The sequence below is a fragment of the Bradyrhizobium sp. A11 genome, assembly GCF_042077125.1.
Classification (GTDB): domain Bacteria; phylum Pseudomonadota; class Alphaproteobacteria; order Rhizobiales; family Xanthobacteraceae; genus Bradyrhizobium; species Bradyrhizobium japonicum_B.
On sequence record NZ_CP149509.1, the window covers coordinates 6,687,026 to 6,702,642 of the forward strand.

Annotated in this window: 12 protein-coding genes; 3 read left to right on the plus strand and 9 right to left on the minus strand. The window is 65.0% G+C overall.

The genetic code is table 11. The annotated features are described in order from the left end of the window. Positions 1 to 145: 145 nt before the first annotated feature. Positions 146 to 1,675: a F0F1 ATP synthase subunit alpha gene (gene atpA / locus WI560_RS31420; protein WP_375306263.1), complete on the minus strand. Its 1,530-nt coding sequence runs from the start codon at positions 1,673 to 1,675 to the stop codon at positions 146 to 148. Then, on the minus strand, positions 1,675 to 2,235 hold the full coding sequence (locus WI560_RS31425) for a F0F1 ATP synthase subunit delta (protein WP_028133261.1): 561 nt from the start codon (positions 2,233 to 2,235) through the stop codon (positions 1,675 to 1,677). Before WI560_RS31425 ends, atpA begins: the two co-directional genes overlap by 1 nt. A gap of 674 nt (positions 2,236 to 2,909) precedes the next feature. Here WI560_RS31425 and WI560_RS31430 point away from each other — a divergent pair. Further along, a complete protein-coding gene (locus WI560_RS31430) occupies positions 2,910 to 3,404 on the plus strand; it encodes a septal ring lytic transglycosylase RlpA family protein (protein ID WP_375306264.1) in 495 nt (164 codons plus the stop codon). A gap of 177 nt (positions 3,405 to 3,581) precedes the next feature. On the opposite strand, the gene WI560_RS31435 is transcribed toward WI560_RS31430, so the two are convergent. Beyond that, complete coding sequence (locus WI560_RS31435; protein ID WP_375306265.1) at positions 3,582 to 5,792, minus strand: primosomal protein N'; 2,211 nt, start codon at positions 5,790 to 5,792, stop codon at positions 3,582 to 3,584. A 124-nt stretch (positions 5,793 to 5,916) separates the two neighbouring features. Between WI560_RS31435 and WI560_RS31440 the strand changes: the two genes are divergently transcribed. Then, positions 5,917 to 6,882 (plus strand): tyrosine recombinase XerC, encoded by a 966-nt coding sequence (locus WI560_RS31440; RefSeq protein WP_375306266.1) that lies wholly within the window; start codon positions 5,917 to 5,919, stop codon positions 6,880 to 6,882. Between the two features lie 4 nt (positions 6,883 to 6,886). Here the strand turns inward: WI560_RS31440 and WI560_RS31445 are convergent, their stop codons facing one another. Beyond that, positions 6,887 to 7,456: a hypothetical protein gene (locus WI560_RS31445; RefSeq protein WP_375306267.1), complete on the minus strand. Its 570-nt coding sequence runs from the start codon at positions 7,454 to 7,456 to the stop codon at positions 6,887 to 6,889. A 118-nt stretch (positions 7,457 to 7,574) separates the two neighbouring features. Here WI560_RS31445 and WI560_RS31450 point away from each other — a divergent pair, with 118 nt between their 5' ends. After that, the gene (locus WI560_RS31450) at positions 7,575 to 8,162 is read left to right on the plus strand and encodes a DUF4337 domain-containing protein (protein ID WP_375306268.1); all 588 of its coding nucleotides are present in this window, start codon (positions 7,575 to 7,577) and stop codon (positions 8,160 to 8,162) included. Between the two features lie 164 nt (positions 8,163 to 8,326). On the opposite strand, the gene WI560_RS31455 is transcribed toward WI560_RS31450, so the two are convergent. The 5 genes from WI560_RS31455 to WI560_RS31475 all read right to left on the minus strand — a co-directional run bounded on the left by WI560_RS31455 (position 8,327) and on the right by WI560_RS31475 (position 15,483). Beyond that, on the minus strand, positions 8,327 to 8,857 hold the full coding sequence (locus WI560_RS31455) for a hypothetical protein (RefSeq protein ID WP_375306269.1): 531 nt from the start codon (positions 8,855 to 8,857) through the stop codon (positions 8,327 to 8,329). Positions 8,858 to 8,889: 32 nt separating this feature from the next. After that, on the minus strand, positions 8,890 to 10,290 hold the full coding sequence (lpdA, locus tag WI560_RS31460) for a dihydrolipoyl dehydrogenase (protein ID WP_375306270.1): 1,401 nt from the start codon (positions 10,288 to 10,290) through the stop codon (positions 8,890 to 8,892). A gap of 56 nt (positions 10,291 to 10,346) precedes the next feature. After that, positions 10,347 to 11,108, minus strand: a complete 762-nt coding sequence (locus tag WI560_RS31465; RefSeq protein WP_375306271.1) for an SDR family oxidoreductase — start codon at positions 11,106 to 11,108, stop codon at positions 10,347 to 10,349. A 52-nt stretch (positions 11,109 to 11,160) separates the two neighbouring features. Then, positions 11,161 to 12,402 (minus strand): 2-oxoglutarate dehydrogenase complex dihydrolipoyllysine-residue succinyltransferase, encoded by a 1,242-nt coding sequence (odhB, locus tag WI560_RS31470; protein WP_375306272.1) that lies wholly within the window; start codon positions 12,400 to 12,402, stop codon positions 11,161 to 11,163. Between the two features lie 111 nt (positions 12,403 to 12,513). Continuing rightward, positions 12,514 to 15,483 carry a 2-oxoglutarate dehydrogenase E1 component gene (locus tag WI560_RS31475; protein WP_257178873.1) on the minus strand — a complete coding sequence of 990 codons (2,970 nt, stop codon included), beginning with the start codon at positions 15,481 to 15,483 and terminating at the stop codon, positions 12,514 to 12,516. Positions 15,484 to 15,617: the final 134 nt, after the last annotated feature.

Below are 15,617 nucleotides of genomic sequence, written 5' to 3' on the forward strand. Positions count from 1 at the left end.
TCGTCCCCGACGGTTCGATCGCTCGGATCAAGCCGCTAGCCTATCTCTGTCGTCATGCCCGGGCTCGTCCCGGGCATCCACGTCTTCGTCTCCACGCGCAGCGCGTGGATGGCCGGGCGGAAGCCCGGCCATGACGGCGCTTCAATTAAGCGAAGCTCTTCGCAAAGCCTTCGACCACCGACTTCAGCTTCGCAGCAACGTCGTCGGAGAGGTCGCGGCTGTCGCGGATCGCGTTGAGGATGTCGACGTGCTTGCCGCGCAGCAGCGAGAGCAGGCCGTCCTCGAACGCGCGCACCTTGTTGAGCGGCAGCGGATCGAGATAGCCGTTGGTGCCGGCCCAGATCACGCAGACCTGCTCTTCCATCTTCAGCGGCGAGAACTGCGGCTGCTTCAACAGCTCGGTGAGGCGCGAGCCGCGGTTGAGCAGGCGCTGGGTCGAGGCGTCCAAGTCGGAGCCGAACTGCGCGAATGCCGCCATTTCGCGGTACTGCGCTAGCTCGCCCTTGATCTTGCCGGCGACCTTCTTGGTGGCCTTGGTCTGCGCCGAGGAGCCGACGCGCGACACCGACAGACCGACGTTCACCGCGGGACGGATGCCCTGGAAGAACAGGTCGGTTTCCAGGAAGATCTGGCCGTCGGTGATCGAGATGACGTTGGTCGGGATGTAGGCCGACACGTCGTTGGCCTGGGTTTCGATGACCGGCAGCGCCGTCAGCGAGCCCGAACCCTGGTCCTTGTTCAGCTTCGCCGCGCGCTCGAGCAGGCGGGAGTGCAGATAGAACACGTCGCCCGGATAGGCTTCGCGGCCCGGCGGGCGGCGCAGCAGCAGCGACATCTGGCGATAGGCGACGGCCTGCTTCGACAGGTCGTCATAGATGATGACGGCGTGCATGCCGTTGTCGCGGAAGTACTCGCCCATGGTGCAGCCGGTGAACGGCGCGATGTACTGCATCGGCGCCGGATCCGAGGCGGTGGCGGCGACGATGATCGAGTATTCGAGCGCGCCCTGCTCTTCCAGCACCTTGACGAACTGGGCAACCGTGGAGCGCTTCTGGCCGACCGCGACGTAGACGCAGTACAGCTTGATGTTCTCGTCGGGCTGCGCGTTGAGCGGCTTCTGGTTCAGGATGGTGTCGAGCGCGATCGCGGTCTTGCCGGTCTGGCGGTCGCCGATGATCAGCTCGCGCTGGCCGCGGCCGATCGGGATCAGGGCGTCGATCGCCTTGAGGCCGGTCGCCATCGGCTCGCTCACCGACTTGCGCGGAATGATGCCGGGCGCCTTGACGTCGACGCGCATGCGCTTGTCGGCCTGGATCGGGCCTTTGCCGTCGATCGGGTTGCCGAGCGCGTCGACGACGCGGCCGAGCAGGCCCTTGCCGACCGGCGCGTCCACGATGGCGCGGGTGCGCTTGACGGTCTGGCCTTCCTTGATCTCGCGGTCGGCACCGAAAATAACGACGCCGACGTTGTCGGTTTCGAGGTTCAGCGCCATGCCGCGGGTGCCGTTCTCGAACTCGACCATTTCACCGGCCTGGACGTTGTCCAGACCGTAGACGCGGGCGATACCGTCGCCGACGGACAGCACCTGTCCGACTTCGGAGACTTCAGCTTCCTGGCCGAAATTCTTGATCTGGTCCTTGAGGATCGCGGAAATTTCCGCGGCGCGGATGTCCATCAGCCTGCCTCTTTCATCGCGTGCTTGATCGAATTGAGTTTGGTGCGAAGCGAACCATCGACCATGCGGCTGCCCAGCTTGACGACGAGGCCACCGATGATCGCGGGATCGACTTTCACGTTCAGCGCGACGTCCTTGCCGGTCACCGACTTCAGGGCAACCTTGAGGGCGTCGAGATTCTTGTCAGAGAGCGCTTCCGCCACCGTGACGTCGGCCGTCGTCTCGCCCTTGAACTTGGCGACGAGGGCGCGGTAGCCGCGAATGACGTCCGCCACCACGAACAGGCGGCGGTTGGCGGTCAGCACTTTGAGGAAATTGGCGGAGATGCCGGCGATGCCGGCCTTGGCCAGCACGGCCGACAGGGCCCTGGACTGGGCGTCGGCGGCGAACACCGGGCTACGGACGAGACGCTTCAGATCGGCGCTCTCGTTCAGCAGGGCCTCGAATTTCTCGAGATCGGCTTTGACCTCGTCGACCACTTTCTGATCGCGGGCCAGGTCGAACAAGGCCGTTGCATAACGGCCGGACACACCGGAAACGGAGGTATCTTCTGCAGCCACAGACGCGCTCTTTTTGCTGTCAAACTCGCAAGGGAAAAACCGTCGCCACGAAGCGGCGCCTAGCGATCCAAGCCCTTGGAATTCAAGCGGGACTTCGATTTTCGACCAGCACGGGACGTGCCGGGCTCGTTAAAATCGCGGCTTTGCTAACATAGCAGGCGCGCAGGTGCAACATGACGCCAAATTAAAGGCACGAGGTTCTGTCGCCAGTTCGTCGCACGCTGCGACATCTTTTGTCCGGTTCGGCGATCGGAGCAGGACTCGATCAAGGACTTGGATGGCGATCTTCCCGGTCGCGGAATTGGCGGGTTTGCCACTCTGCCCGGATTGGTTCCTGCCCCCAGTGCATAGCGGCCATGAACACGGATCGCTGAGCCGTGAATCCCGCGCCGACAGCTTCACTCGCCGAATACTTACCCAATTCTAAACGCCGGAAGGGATGACTTCGTTTTACAGTATTCGTGAGTAATCCATAGGTTAACAAATCGTTAAATGCGAAGATTAGCGAACATGAGATGAATATCTTGTTCGAGTAACAAGATGTTTCATGACGACACAGAACGGATTTACTGCCCAATTCACGCCGCATTGGGAATCGAAACGCCAGATCGCTCGCAAATTGATGGGGGCTCCACTTGCCACATATGTGGCAATACTAGCTTAGGGACCAATAAATGCTGTCTTTGAAGACGCTGGGCTTTGTGACCCGGCCGCGTACGGCGATTGCTTTCGTTGCCGCAACTCTCCTGATCGGTGGAATTGCCACCGAAGCTTCCGCCAAATCCCGCCACCACAAGCATCACCGCCACCACGCCCAGGCCGACACCAATGCCAGCTCCGACTGGCGCAACGCCAATGCGTCGATGAATCCGACCTCGGGCAGCGGCCACAGCTTCTCCGGCATGGCCTCCTTTTACGGCAACGAGTCCGGCAGCAAGACTGCCTCGGGCCAACGCTTCAACCAGAACGCCATGACCGCGGCGCACCGCTCGCTGCCGTTCGGCACCAAGCTGCGCGTCACCCACCGCGGCTCGAGCGTCATCGTCACCATCAACGACCGCGGCCCGTTCATTCGCGGCCGGGTTCTCGACCTCTCCACCGGTGCCGCCCGCGCCATCGGCCTCACCGGCGCCGGCGTCGGCCGCGTCACCGCGGAAGTCGTCTCCTAAGGCGCCAGCCGCGCCTCACATCAACGCGCGCAGTTTCCATCAATTTGATGCGCGCCTGAAACAAGCCCGCGGTCTTGGGGGACCGCGGGCTTTTTGTTTGGCGCACGTGTCCCGGCTCTGCAGCGCAGCGCTGAAGAGCGCTGCGCTGCGTCCGGGGCACGAGAGGAGAGAGTGGAGCTACAAAAAACTCTGCGGGTCGACGTCGACTTCGAGCTTCTGATTGCCTGATGGCTTCGGGCAGACCGCGAGCCAGTTGCGCAAGTAGTCCGACAGGTCGAAATTGCGCGCCGATTTCACCAGGATGCGGAAGCGGTAGCGGCCCTTGATCACGGCGAGCGGCGCTTCGGCCGGGCCGAGCACAACGACACGCTCGTCGCGCGGCGCGAGCGCGACCAGACGGCGGCCGAGACCTTCGGCGCTGGGGCGGTCGCCGGCGGAGATGATCAGGCTGGCGAGCCGGCCGAACGGCGGATAGAGCGTCTTCTCGCGCAGCTCGATCTCGCTGTCGTAGAAGGCCTCGCGGTCGCAGGCGATCAGCGCTCGCATCACGGGATGGTCGGGCTGGTAGGTCTGCAAGTACCCGACGCCGCGGCCCTGCTCGCGGCCGGCGCGGCCGATCACCTGGTTGAGCAATTGCCAGGTGCGCTCCGCCGCGCGCGGATCGCCGTTGGACAGGCCCAGATCGGCATCGACCACGCCGACCAGGTTGAGCCGCGGAAAATTGTGGCCCTTGGCCACCAGCTGCGTGCCGATGATGATGTCGACGCGGCCCTCCGCGATCTCGGCAAGCTCGCTTCGCATCGTCTCGATCGAAGTGACGAGATCGCTCGACAGCACCATGGTGCGCGCCTGCGGGAACAGCGCGGCCGCCTCTTCCTGCAGGCGCTCGACGCCGGGTCCGACCGCGACCAGGGATTCCTCGGCCGAGCAGTTCGGACAGATGTGCGGGCGCGGCATCGAGAAGCCGCAATGGTGACAGACCAAGCGCTGGCGGAAGCGGTGATCGACCAGCCAGGCATCGCAGATGGTGCAGGCGAAGCGATGGCCGCAGGCGCGGCACAGCGTCAGCGGCGCATAGCCGCGGCGATTGAGGAACAGCAGCGCCTGCTCGCGCCGCTCGATGGCGGTCCTGATCTCGCCGGCCAGCCGTGGCGAGATGAAGCGGCCGCGCGCGGGCGGCTCGCGGCGCATGTCGATGGCCTCGATATGCGGCATGTGCTGGCCGCCGAAGCGCGAGGGCAGCGCGATGCGCTGATAGCGGTTCTTGCGCGCATTGACCTCGGACTCCACCGACGGCGTCGCCGACGCCAGCACGACCGGGATCTTGGCGATATGCCCGCGCACCACCGCCATGTCGCGGGCATGATAATGCACGCCCTCGTCCTGCTTGTAGGCCTGGTCGTGCTCTTCATCGACCACGATCAGGCCGAGATCGGCGTAAGGCAGAAACAGCGACGAGCGCGCCCCGACCACGACCGGCGCGGTGCCCGAGGAGATCGCCGCCCAATTGCGCGCGCGCGTGCGCGGGGTGAGCTCGGAGTGCCACTCGATCGGCCGCACGCCGAAGCGCTGCGCGAAGCGATCGAGGAACTGGCCGGTGAGCGCGATCTCCGGCATCAGGATCAGCGATTGTCTGCCGCGGCGGATGGTTTCCGCGACGGCCTCGAAATAGACCTCGGTCTTGCCCGACCCCGTGACGCCGTCGAGCAGCGCGACGTGGAAGGTGCCGTTGGCGGCGAGCGCGCGCATCGCGTCCACGCCGGCCCGCTGCAGCGGCGAAAAATCCGGCCGGCCGAAATCCGGATCGGGTGCCGGGGGCGGCGCCGGCGGCGGCATCGGCTCGACCGTGAGCGTGCCTTCGTCGACGAGGCCGTCGATCACGCCTGAGGAGACGCCGGCCTCCTTGGCGGCCTCCGACTTGCCGTGCAGCAGCCGGTCCGACAGCAGCTCGATCACGCGCTGGCGCGCCGGCGTCAGCCGCTTCGGCGGCTCGCCGGTCAGGCGCACGCCGGGACGCACCCGCTCAGGACCGAGATTGTCGCCCATCCGCAGGCACATGCGCAGCACCATGCCGCGCGGGCTCAGCGTGTAATTGGCGACCCAGTCGACGACCTGGCGCAGCTCCGGCTTGAGCGGCGGGATGTCGAGCTTCTCGCTGACCTCCTTGAGACGGTTGTGCAGGCGCGGATCCGGATTGGCGTTCTCGCCCCAGACCACGGCCAGCACCTCGCGCGGCCCGAGCGGCACGCCGACGAGATCGCCCGCCTTCAGCTCCATGCCGCGCGGCACCTTGTAGGAATAGGTCTGGTCGAGCGCGACCGGCACCAGCACGTCGACCATGCCGGTCGCGTTGGTGGGGGCGGCGTTGCTGCGCGACGAATGATCCATCAACGGTCTTTGCAGGGAGAATCGGAACCCCGGGGGTGCGAAGGCTAGCGTCCGGGGGCGACCTTAGCGAACGATAAACGAGTGTGATGCGATATACTGTGCGGAATCATTCCGTCCAGAGCGCATGAGCAAAGCAGCCGCCCCTCAGATCGAGCTCGCCAGCGCCGATCCCTCGATCGCGCAGGAGATGACGCGCTGGCTGTCGCATCTCGGGGCCGAGCGGCGGTTGTCGCCGAAGACGCTGGAAGCCTATGGCCGCGACTTGCGGCAATGCCTGGATTTTCTCTGTGCCCATTGGGGCGAGCGCGTCACGCTCAAGCGTTTCGCCGCGCTGGAAGCCACCGACGTGCGCGCCTTCATGGCGATGCGCAGGGCCGACGACATCGCCGGCCGCAGTCTGATGCGTGCGCTCGCAGGGCTCCGCTCGTTCGGCCGCTTCCTCGAGCGCGAAGGCAAGGGCAAAGTCGGCGCCCTCTCCGCGATTCGGGCGCCGAAGGTGGCCAAGAGCCTGCCGAAGCCGCTGCCGATGGCTTCCGCGAAGCGTCTTGCCGATGCCGACGAGCGCGCCGGCGAGGACCGCGAGACCTGGATCCTGGCACGCGATGCCGCGGTGATGGCGCTGCTGTACGGCTCGGGCCTGCGCATCTCCGAAGCGCTCGGCCTGACGCGCCGCGAGGTGCCGCGGCCCGGCGAAGGCGACGTCCTGGTCGTGACCGGCAAGGGCAACAAGACCCGCATGGTGCCGGTGCTGCAGAACGTGCTCGAGCTGGTGCAGGAGTACGTTTCGATGTGCCCCTATCCGCTGCCGGCGGAAGGGCCGATCTTCGTCGGCGCGCGCGGCGGGCCCTTGAGCCCACGCATCATCCAGCTGGCGATGGAGCGTCTGCGCGGCGCGCTCGGCCTGCCCGACAGCGCCACCCCGCACGCGCTGCGCCATTCCTTCGCCACGCATCTGCTGTCGCGCGGCGGCGACTTGCGCGCCATCCAGGAATTGCTCGGCCATTCCTCGCTGTCGACCACGCAGGTCTATACCGGCATCGATTCCGAGCGCCTGCTCGAAGTCTATGCGAGCGCGCATCCGCGGCGCTAGCGGCTCAGTTGGCGAGATATTCGATATCGTAGACGTAATCCGATCCGCGTCCGACCTCGACGCGGACCATCGGCCTGAACTTCTCGAGACGCTCATAAAGCGGCGTTGTGACCTTCATTGTTCGGCCTCCGATGTCGACGAGGTAGTTGGTTCTGCGGCCACCCGACGTCCTTGGTTTGTCGACGCGGCCTTCGATCACGAGCCGGGGCGAGAAGTAGTCCAGATAGAGCATCCGCCCGGTTATCCAGGCTAATCCGCTGCCGAGAACGATGCCCAAGATCATCACCCCAAGCGCTTTCATCTTGTCTTTCAATGAGCCTTGAAGATCGAGCACGAGAAGCCGATGGCACACGATGGCCAGACCAAGAACGACGCCGCCAATATGAACGTCGTTGACCGCAATCATCGAGCTCTTGTCATAAAATATCAGCAGGATGGCATAAATGATGCCGATAGCGACAACGGGCCAAGCAACAAACCACGAGACATCAGTGTTGCGGACCTTCAACAGTATTAGCACCGCGATGACGACGAAGGGCCAGAAGCAGGCTGCAATGAATTCCGCTGTGGTCATGACAAACTACTAGAATGGTCTCAACCGCAAAACCATTAATTGCAATCGCCGCGAAACGTTGGCACTTGCGCCTGTCGCGCGGTTCGGTCAATCGTTGGTAAACAGGCAGGAGAGATTCATGGGTGCACACGAAAGCATGGAGCACGCCGAGCACGCCGAACACGCGTCCGGCTCGAACAAGAAGATCGCGCTCCTGATCGCGGTGCTGGCATTATTTCTTGCGATCTCGGAGACGCTCGGCAAGGGCGCGCAGACCGAATCGATCAGCAAGAACGTCGAGGCCGCCAATCTCTGGGCATTCTTCCAGGCCAAGAGCATCCGCCGCACCGTGGTGGTGACCGCAGGCGAGCAGGGCAAGCTCGCGCTCGCCGCCGCCGACGAGGCGCAGAAGCCCGCCGTGCAGAAGCAGATCGACGACTGGACCAGAACGGCGGCGCGCTACCGCTCCGAGCCTGAAACCGGCGAAGGCACCGAGCAGCTCGCCGAGAAGGCCAAGCATGCCGAGCACGCGCGCGACGAGGCGACCGCGAAATACCATCACTTCGAGCTGGCCTCGGCCGCGTTCCAGATCGGCATCGTGCTGGCCTCGGCCACCATCATCACTGGCATGCTTGCGCTGGCTTACGTCAGCGGCGTGCTGACCGTCGCCGGACTCATCATGACCGCGCTCGGCCTGTGGTGGCCGCATCTCTTGCATTTGCATTAGGACGCGCGGTGTCGCGCAGGCTTGAAGCCTCGCAGACGGTGTCATGCCCCGGCTTGACCGGGGCATCCAGCAGGCCGCGGCCTCTCGATTCAATCACTCACGTCTCTGGAATACTGGATCGCCCGGTCAAGCCGGGCGATGACAGCTGAGCGTGTGGCTGGCAACTACCGCGCCTCGTGGACGCTCTTCCTGAAGCGCTGGATCATGCGCAGCGTCCGTGACGACCATCCCTCGCCGTTGCCGGCAATCAGCTCGCGGATGCGCTGCTTGATCGGGTTGACCAGCTCGGCGGCCTTGGCGCGGATCCTCAGCACCAGATCGTAGATCCGCTCGAACCAGTGCATCTCCAGGAGCTTGTGGCGCGTCACGTCGAACACGAAGGCGGTGACGCCGACGCCGACCAGCTTTGCGAACACGATCATGAAGACCGCGCTGGTCCAGTATTCGTGCGCGAGCAGCCAGAGGCCGACCAGCTTGAGCGGAAACAGCGGCACGACCGGGACGGCGAACACGATCAGCGTCATGGCCGGCGACAGCGCATTGACGCGCTCCGTCAGCCAATGCTTGAAGCGCGCCAGCGGGATGGCCGCGACGATCCTGGCAACGATCGGCTCGAGATGGTCCCACAGCCAGGCTTCGATCAAAAAGATGATCGCAAGCAGGACCCAGAGCGGTTGAAGAAGGCGGCGCAGCATGTGTTTCCCGCCCGGTTCGGCGCTGGGCGTGGCTACATATGGATGGCCCGCTTGCCGACTGCAAGCGCGGCTTCCTTGACGGCCTCCGAGCGGGTCGGATGTGCGTGGCAGGTGCGCGCGAGATCTTCCGCACTGCCGCCGAACTCCATGAGAACACAGGCCTCGTGGATCATTTCGCCGGCTTCGCGGCCGATGATGTGCACGCCGAGCACGCGATCGGTCTTCGCATCTGCGAGAATCTTCACAAAGCCGTCAGTGGTCTGGTTGACCTTGGAGCGGCCATTGGCGGTGAACGGAAACTTGCCGACGGTATAGGCCACGCCCGCCTGCTTCAGCTCCTCCTCGGTCTTGCCGACGGAGGACACTTCCGGCGAGGTATACACAACGCCCGGGATCACATCGTAGTTCACATGGCCGGCCTGGCCGGCAATGATCTCGGCCACCGCAACGCCTTCGTCCTCGGCCTTGTGCGCCAGCATCGGGCCGGCAACGACGTCGCCGATGGCATAGACGCCCTTCACGCTGGTGGCGAAGTGCGGGTCGATCTGCACGCGGCCGCGATTGTCGAGCGCGACACCGGCTTCCTTCAGCCCGAGCGCGTCGGTGTAGGGCACGCGGCCGATGCAAACGAGCACGACATCGGCCTCCAGCGTCTCCGCAGTGCCGCCGGCCGCGGGCTCGATTGTCGCCTTCAGCGTCTTGCCGGAGGTATCGACGCCGGTGACCTTGGCCCCGAGCTTGAACGCAAAGCCCTGCTTTTCAAGGATGCGCTGGAATTGCTTGGCGATCTCGCCGTCCATGCCGGGCAGGATGCGGTCGAGGAATTCGACGACGACGACTTCGGCGCCCAAACGATGCCAGACCGAGCCGAGCTCAAGGCCGATCACGCCGGCGCCGACGATCAGGAGCTTGCCGGGGACCTTGTCCAGCGACAGCGCGCCGGTGGACGACACGATGCGCTTCTCGTCGATCTCGATGCCCTTGAGGCGCGCGATGTCCGAGCCGGTGGCGATCACGATGTTCTTGGTCTCGACCACCTGGGACTTGCCGTCGGCGGAAACCTCGACCTTGCCGCTCCCGAGGATCTTGCCGGTGCCCTTGAGCACGTCGATCTTGTTCTTCTTCATCAGGAATTCGACGCCCTTGACGTTGCCGTCGATGCCCTGCTGCTTGAAGTTCATCATCGCCGGAAGATCGAGCTTCGGCGCCGACACCGACACGCCCATCTTGGCGAAGGAGTGCGCGGCTTCCTCGAACATCTCGGAGGCGTGCAGCAGCGCCTTCGACGGCATGCAGCCGACATTGAGGCAGGTGCCGCCGAGGGTAGCGTTCTTTTCGATCACGGCGACCTTCATGCCGAGCTGGCTGGCGCGCACCGCGCAGACGTAACCGCCAGGTCCAGTGCCGATGACGACGAGATCGTAGGTAGCCATGAGAGAAGTCCCGTAAGTTTAGCGTGATGAGATTGTGTCAGCGTCCGCGCGGCGCGTCAGCGTCCGCCGGACACATCGAGAGTGGCTGCGGTGATGTAGGAGGCCTCGTCCGACATCAGCCAGAGGATGGCGTTCGCGATCTCGTCGGCGGTGCCGACGCGCTTCATCGGCACCATATGGGCCAGGCGATGGTGCCGGTCGGGCTCGCCGCCCGAGGCATGGATTTCGGTGTCGATCAGGCCGGGGCGAATGCCCGCGACGCGAATGCCTTCGCCGGCGACCTCATAGCCGAGGCCAGTGGTGAAGGAATCGATCGCGCCCTTGGAGGCGGCATAGTCGACATAGGTGTTGGGCGCGCCGAGCCTGGCGGCGACCGACGACAGATTGACGATCACGCCGCCCTCGCCGCCATGCCGGGTCGACATCCGCTTCACCGCCTCGCGCGCGCAGAGGATCGAGCCCGTGACGTTGACCGCCAGCACGCGTTGGATGCGCTCGGCCGACATCTCGTCGACGCGTACGCCGCTGGTGCCGACGATGCCGCCATTGTTGACGAGTGCGCCGAGCGTGCCGAGCTTGTCGGCCTCCTTGAACAGGTCGATGATGTCGCGCTCCTCGGCGACATCGCACTTCACCGCAACGGCCTTGCCGTTGCTGGCCTCGATCTGCGCCACCACCTCGTCGGCAGCCTTCTTGTTGCTGGCATAGCCGACCACAACCCGGTAGCCGCGCGCGGCCGCCGCGATCGCGGTCGCCCGCCCGATGCCGCGGCTGCCGCCGGTGATGACAACGACCTTATCCGTCACATCAGCCTCCATGGTTCGACACGCGCCGTCGTGCATGGCGACGGCGCTCGCAGAGCATCAGGAATCAGAGATCGAGCACCAGGCGCGCCGGATCTTCCAGGCTCTCCTTGACGCGAACCAGGAAGGTGACGGCTTCCTTGCCGTCGATGACGCGGTGATCGTAGGACAGCGCCAGGTACATCATCGGGCGGACCTCGATCTTGCCGCCGACGACCATCGGCCGCTCCTGGATCTTGTGCATGCCGAGGATGCCGGACTGCGGCGCGTTCAGGATCGGGGTCGACATCAGCGAGCCGTAGATGCCGCCATTGGTGATGGTGAAGGTGCCGCCCTGCATCTCGTCGATCTTGAGCTGGCCGTCGCGGGCGCGGCGGCCGAAATCGGCGATGCTCTTCTCGATGTCGGAGATCGACTTGTGGTCGCAGTCGCGCACCACAGGGACGACGAGGCCCTTGTCGGTGCCGACGGCGACGCCGATGTGATAATAATTCTTGTAGATCAGGTCGGTGCCGTCGATCTCGGCGTTGACCGCCGGGATGTCCTTCAGCGCCTGCACGACGGCCTTGGTGAAGAAGCCCATGAAGCCGAGCTTGGCGCCGTGCTTCTTCTCGAACGCGTCCTTGTAGTGCGCGCGCAGCGCCATGACGTTGGTCATGTCGACCTCGTTGAAGGTCGTCAGCATGGCCGCGGTGTTCTGCACGTCCTTGAGGCGGCGCGCGATGGTCTGGCGCAGCCGGGTCATCTTGACGCGCTCTTCGCGCGCGGCGTCATCGGCCGGCGACGGCGCGCGGACCTGCACGGCGGCGGCAGGCTGGTTGACCGGGGTCGGCGCCGAGGCCGCGCGCTCGATCGCAGCCAGCATGTCGCCCTTGGTGACGCGGCCGTCCTTGCCGGAGCCCGGAACGGTCGAGGCGTCGATGCCGGTCTCGGCGGAGAGTTTTCGCACCGAGGGCGCGAGCGGGGCATCGGCAGGCGGCGCCTTCGGCGCAGCGGCAGCGGCCGGAGCTGCAGCAGCGGGTGCGGGAGCAGAAGCGGGCTTCGCTGGCGCGGCGGCCGGCTTGGCTGCACCGGCACCTTCCGTGATCTGGCCGAGCAGCGCGCCGACCGCAACGGTCGCGCCATCGGCGGCGATGATCTCGCTCAGCGTGCCGGCGGAGGGCGCGGGCACTTCGATGGTGACCTTGTCGGTCTCGAGCTCCACCAGGGGCTCGTCGACGGCGACGGGATCGCCGGCCTTCTTGAACCAGCGGCCGATGGTGGCCTCGGTGACGGATTCGCCGAGCGTCGGCACACGAATTTCAGTCATGGTCTTTTCCTTAAGGGATCGCAGTCGCGGACAGGAATTCAAGTGTCATCGCCCGCCTAGTGCGCGCTTGCGCACTGGGGCGGGGCATGATGACAGCGTCTTAAAAACTTCTCAGCTCAGTGCTTCGTCCAGGAACGCCTTCAGCTGCGCCTGATGCTTGGACATCAGACCCGTGGCGGTCGCAGCGGAAGCGGCGCGGCCGACATAACGCGGACGCCGGCTCGCGCCGTTCACCTGATTCAGCACCCATTCCAGATAGGGCTCGATGAAGTGCCAGGCTCCCATGTTGCGGGGCTCTTCCTGGCACCACACCACTTCGGCCTTCTTGAAGCGCGACAGCTCGGCCACCAGCGCCTTCAGCGGCACCGGATAGAGCTGCTCGACGCGCATCAGATAGATGTCGTCGATGCCGCGCTTCTCGCGCTCCTCGTAGAGGTCGTAATAGACCTTGCCGGAGCACAGCACGATGCGGCGGACCTTCTCATCGGGGACGAGCTTGATCGCCTCGTTCGGCAGCATCTGGGCGTCATCATAGAGGATGCGGTGGAAGGTCGTACCCTTGGCCAGCTCCTCCAGACGCGACACCGCCCGCTTGTGACGCAGCAGCGACTTCGGCGTCATCATGATCAGCGGCTTGCGGATCTCGCGATGCAGCTGGCGGCGCAGCGCGTGGAAGTAATTCGCCGGCGTGGTCGGGTAGACCACCTGCATGTTGTCTTCGGCGCACATCTGCAGGAAACGCTCGAGCCGCGCCGAGGAATGCTCGGGTCCCTGGCCCTCATAGCCGTGCGGCAGCAGGCAGACGAGGCCGGACATGCGAAGCCATTTGCGCTCGCCCGAGGAGATGAACTGGTCGAACACGACCTGCGCGCCGTTGGCGAAGTCGCCGAACTGGGCTTCCCACAGCGTCAGCGTGTTCGGCTCGGCGAGCGAATAGCCGTATTCGAAGCCGAGCACGGCCTCTTCCGACAGCAGCGAGTTGATGACCTCGTAATGGCCCTGCTCGCCGCCGAGATGGTTGAACGGCGTGTAGCGGCTCTCGTCTTCCTGGTCGATCAGGACCGAGTGACGCTGCGAGAAGGTGCCGCGCTCGCAGTCCTGGCCGGACAGGCGGACATGGTGGTTCTCGTTCAAGAGCGTGCAGAACGCCAGCGCCTCGCCGGTTGCCCAGTCGATGCCGTTGCCGCTCTCGATCGCCTTGGAGCGGTTCTCCAGGAAGCGCTGGATGGTGCGGTGGACGCGGAAGCCGTCCGGCACCTTGGTGATCTTGCGGCCGATGTCCTTCAGGATCGGCAGATCGACGCCGGTGACGCCGCGGCGGGCGTCCTCTTCCTGGTCGGCGATCTTGAAGCCGGCCCACTTGCCGTCGAGCCAGTCGGCCTTGTTCGGCTTGTAGGAGGTGCCGGCCTCGAACTCGGCATCGAGCCGGGCGCGCCAGTCGGCCTTCAGCTTGTCGACCTCGCCCTCGGTGACCACGCCTTCGGCGATCAGGCGCTTGGAGTAGAGCGTGAGCGTCGAGGGATGGGCCGCGATGCGCTTGTACATCACCGGCTGGGTGAAAGCCGGCTCGTCGCCCTCATTGTGGCCGTAGCGGCGGTAGCACCACATGTCGATGACGACGGGCTTGTGGAACTTCTGCCGGAATTCGGTCGCGACCTTGGCCGCGAACACCACGGCTTCCGGATCGTCGCCGTTGACGTGGAAGATCGGCGCGTCGATCATCTTCGCCACATCCGACGGATAGGGCGAGGAGCGCGAGTAGCGCGGATAGGTGGTGAAGCCGATCTGGTTGTTGACGATGAAGTGCACGGAGCCGCCGGTGCGGTAGCCCTTCAGGTCGGACAGGCCAAAGCACTCGGCGACCACGCCCTGGCCGGCGAACGCGGCGTCGCCGTGCATCAGCAGCGGCATCACGGAGATGCGCATATCGGGCGGATCGCCGTGCTGGTCCTGCTTCGCGCGCACCTTGCCGAGCACCACGGGATCGACGATCTCGAGATGCGAGGGGTTGGCGGTCAGCGACAGATGGATGCGGTTGCCGTCGAACTCGCGGTCCGAGGAGGCGCCGAGGTGATACTTGACGTCGCCGGAGCCTTCGACCGCGTCGGGATTGGCCGAGCCGCCCTTGAATTCGTGGAACAGGGCGCGGTGCGCCTTGCCCATCACCTGGGTCAGCACGTTGAGACGGCCGCGATGCGGCATGCCGAGCACGATCTCCTTCACGCCGAGATTGCCGCCGCGCTTGATGATCTGCTCGAGCGCCGGGATCAGCGCCTCGCCGCCGTCGAGGCCGAAGCGCTTGGTGCCGGTGAACTTGGTGTCGCAGAACTTCTCGAAGCCTTCGGCCTCGACCAGCTTCATCAGGATGGCCCGGCGGCCTTCGCGGGTGAACGAGATCTCCTTGTCGGGCCCCTCGATGCGCTCCTGAATCCAGGCCTTCTGCGCGGCGTTGCTGATGTGCATGAACTCGACGCCGAGCGTCTGGCAGTAGGTACGCTCGCAGATCGCGGTGATCTCGCGCAAGGTGCCGTATTCGAGACCGAGCACGTGATCGAGGAAGATCTTGCGGTCGAAATCGGCTTCGCTGAAGCCGTAGGTGCGCGGATCGAGCTCTTCGCGGTTGCGCTGGGCTTCGATGCCGAGCGGATCGAGCTTGGCATGGAAATGACCGCGCATGCGGTAGGAGCGGATCAGCATCAGGGCGCGGACGGAATCGCGCGTCGCCTGGAGCAGGTCGGCGGAGGAGAGGCTTGCGCCCTTGTCACCGCCCTTGGCCTGCGCCTTGGCGGCGATCTTGGCGCCGACCGCCTTCTCGACTTCGGCCCAATTGCCGTCGAGAGCGGAGGTGAGATCGTCCTGCGGCGTCAGCGGCCAGTTGTCGCGCTCCCAGGACGGGCCTTCTGCGTTCTTCCGGACGTCAGCCGGCTGGTCGTTGAGGCTCTTGAAGAACTCCTGCCATTCGGCGTCGACCGAGGACGGGTCCTTCTCGTAGCGGGCGTAGATTTCGTCGATGTAGGTGGCGTTGGTGCCCTGCAAAAACGATGACAAGGCAAAGGCTGCGTTCGCGTCCTGGCGAGACATACTGGAGTTCCTGGCGATTTCGGTTCGCGCATAACAAACGGCGCTGGCACCGAGCTCCCCGGCAGAGGCTCGGCGCGACAGGCACCCTTTACCCTATTTGCTGCGAAACTTCGCCCGGAAAAGCACGAAGAAGT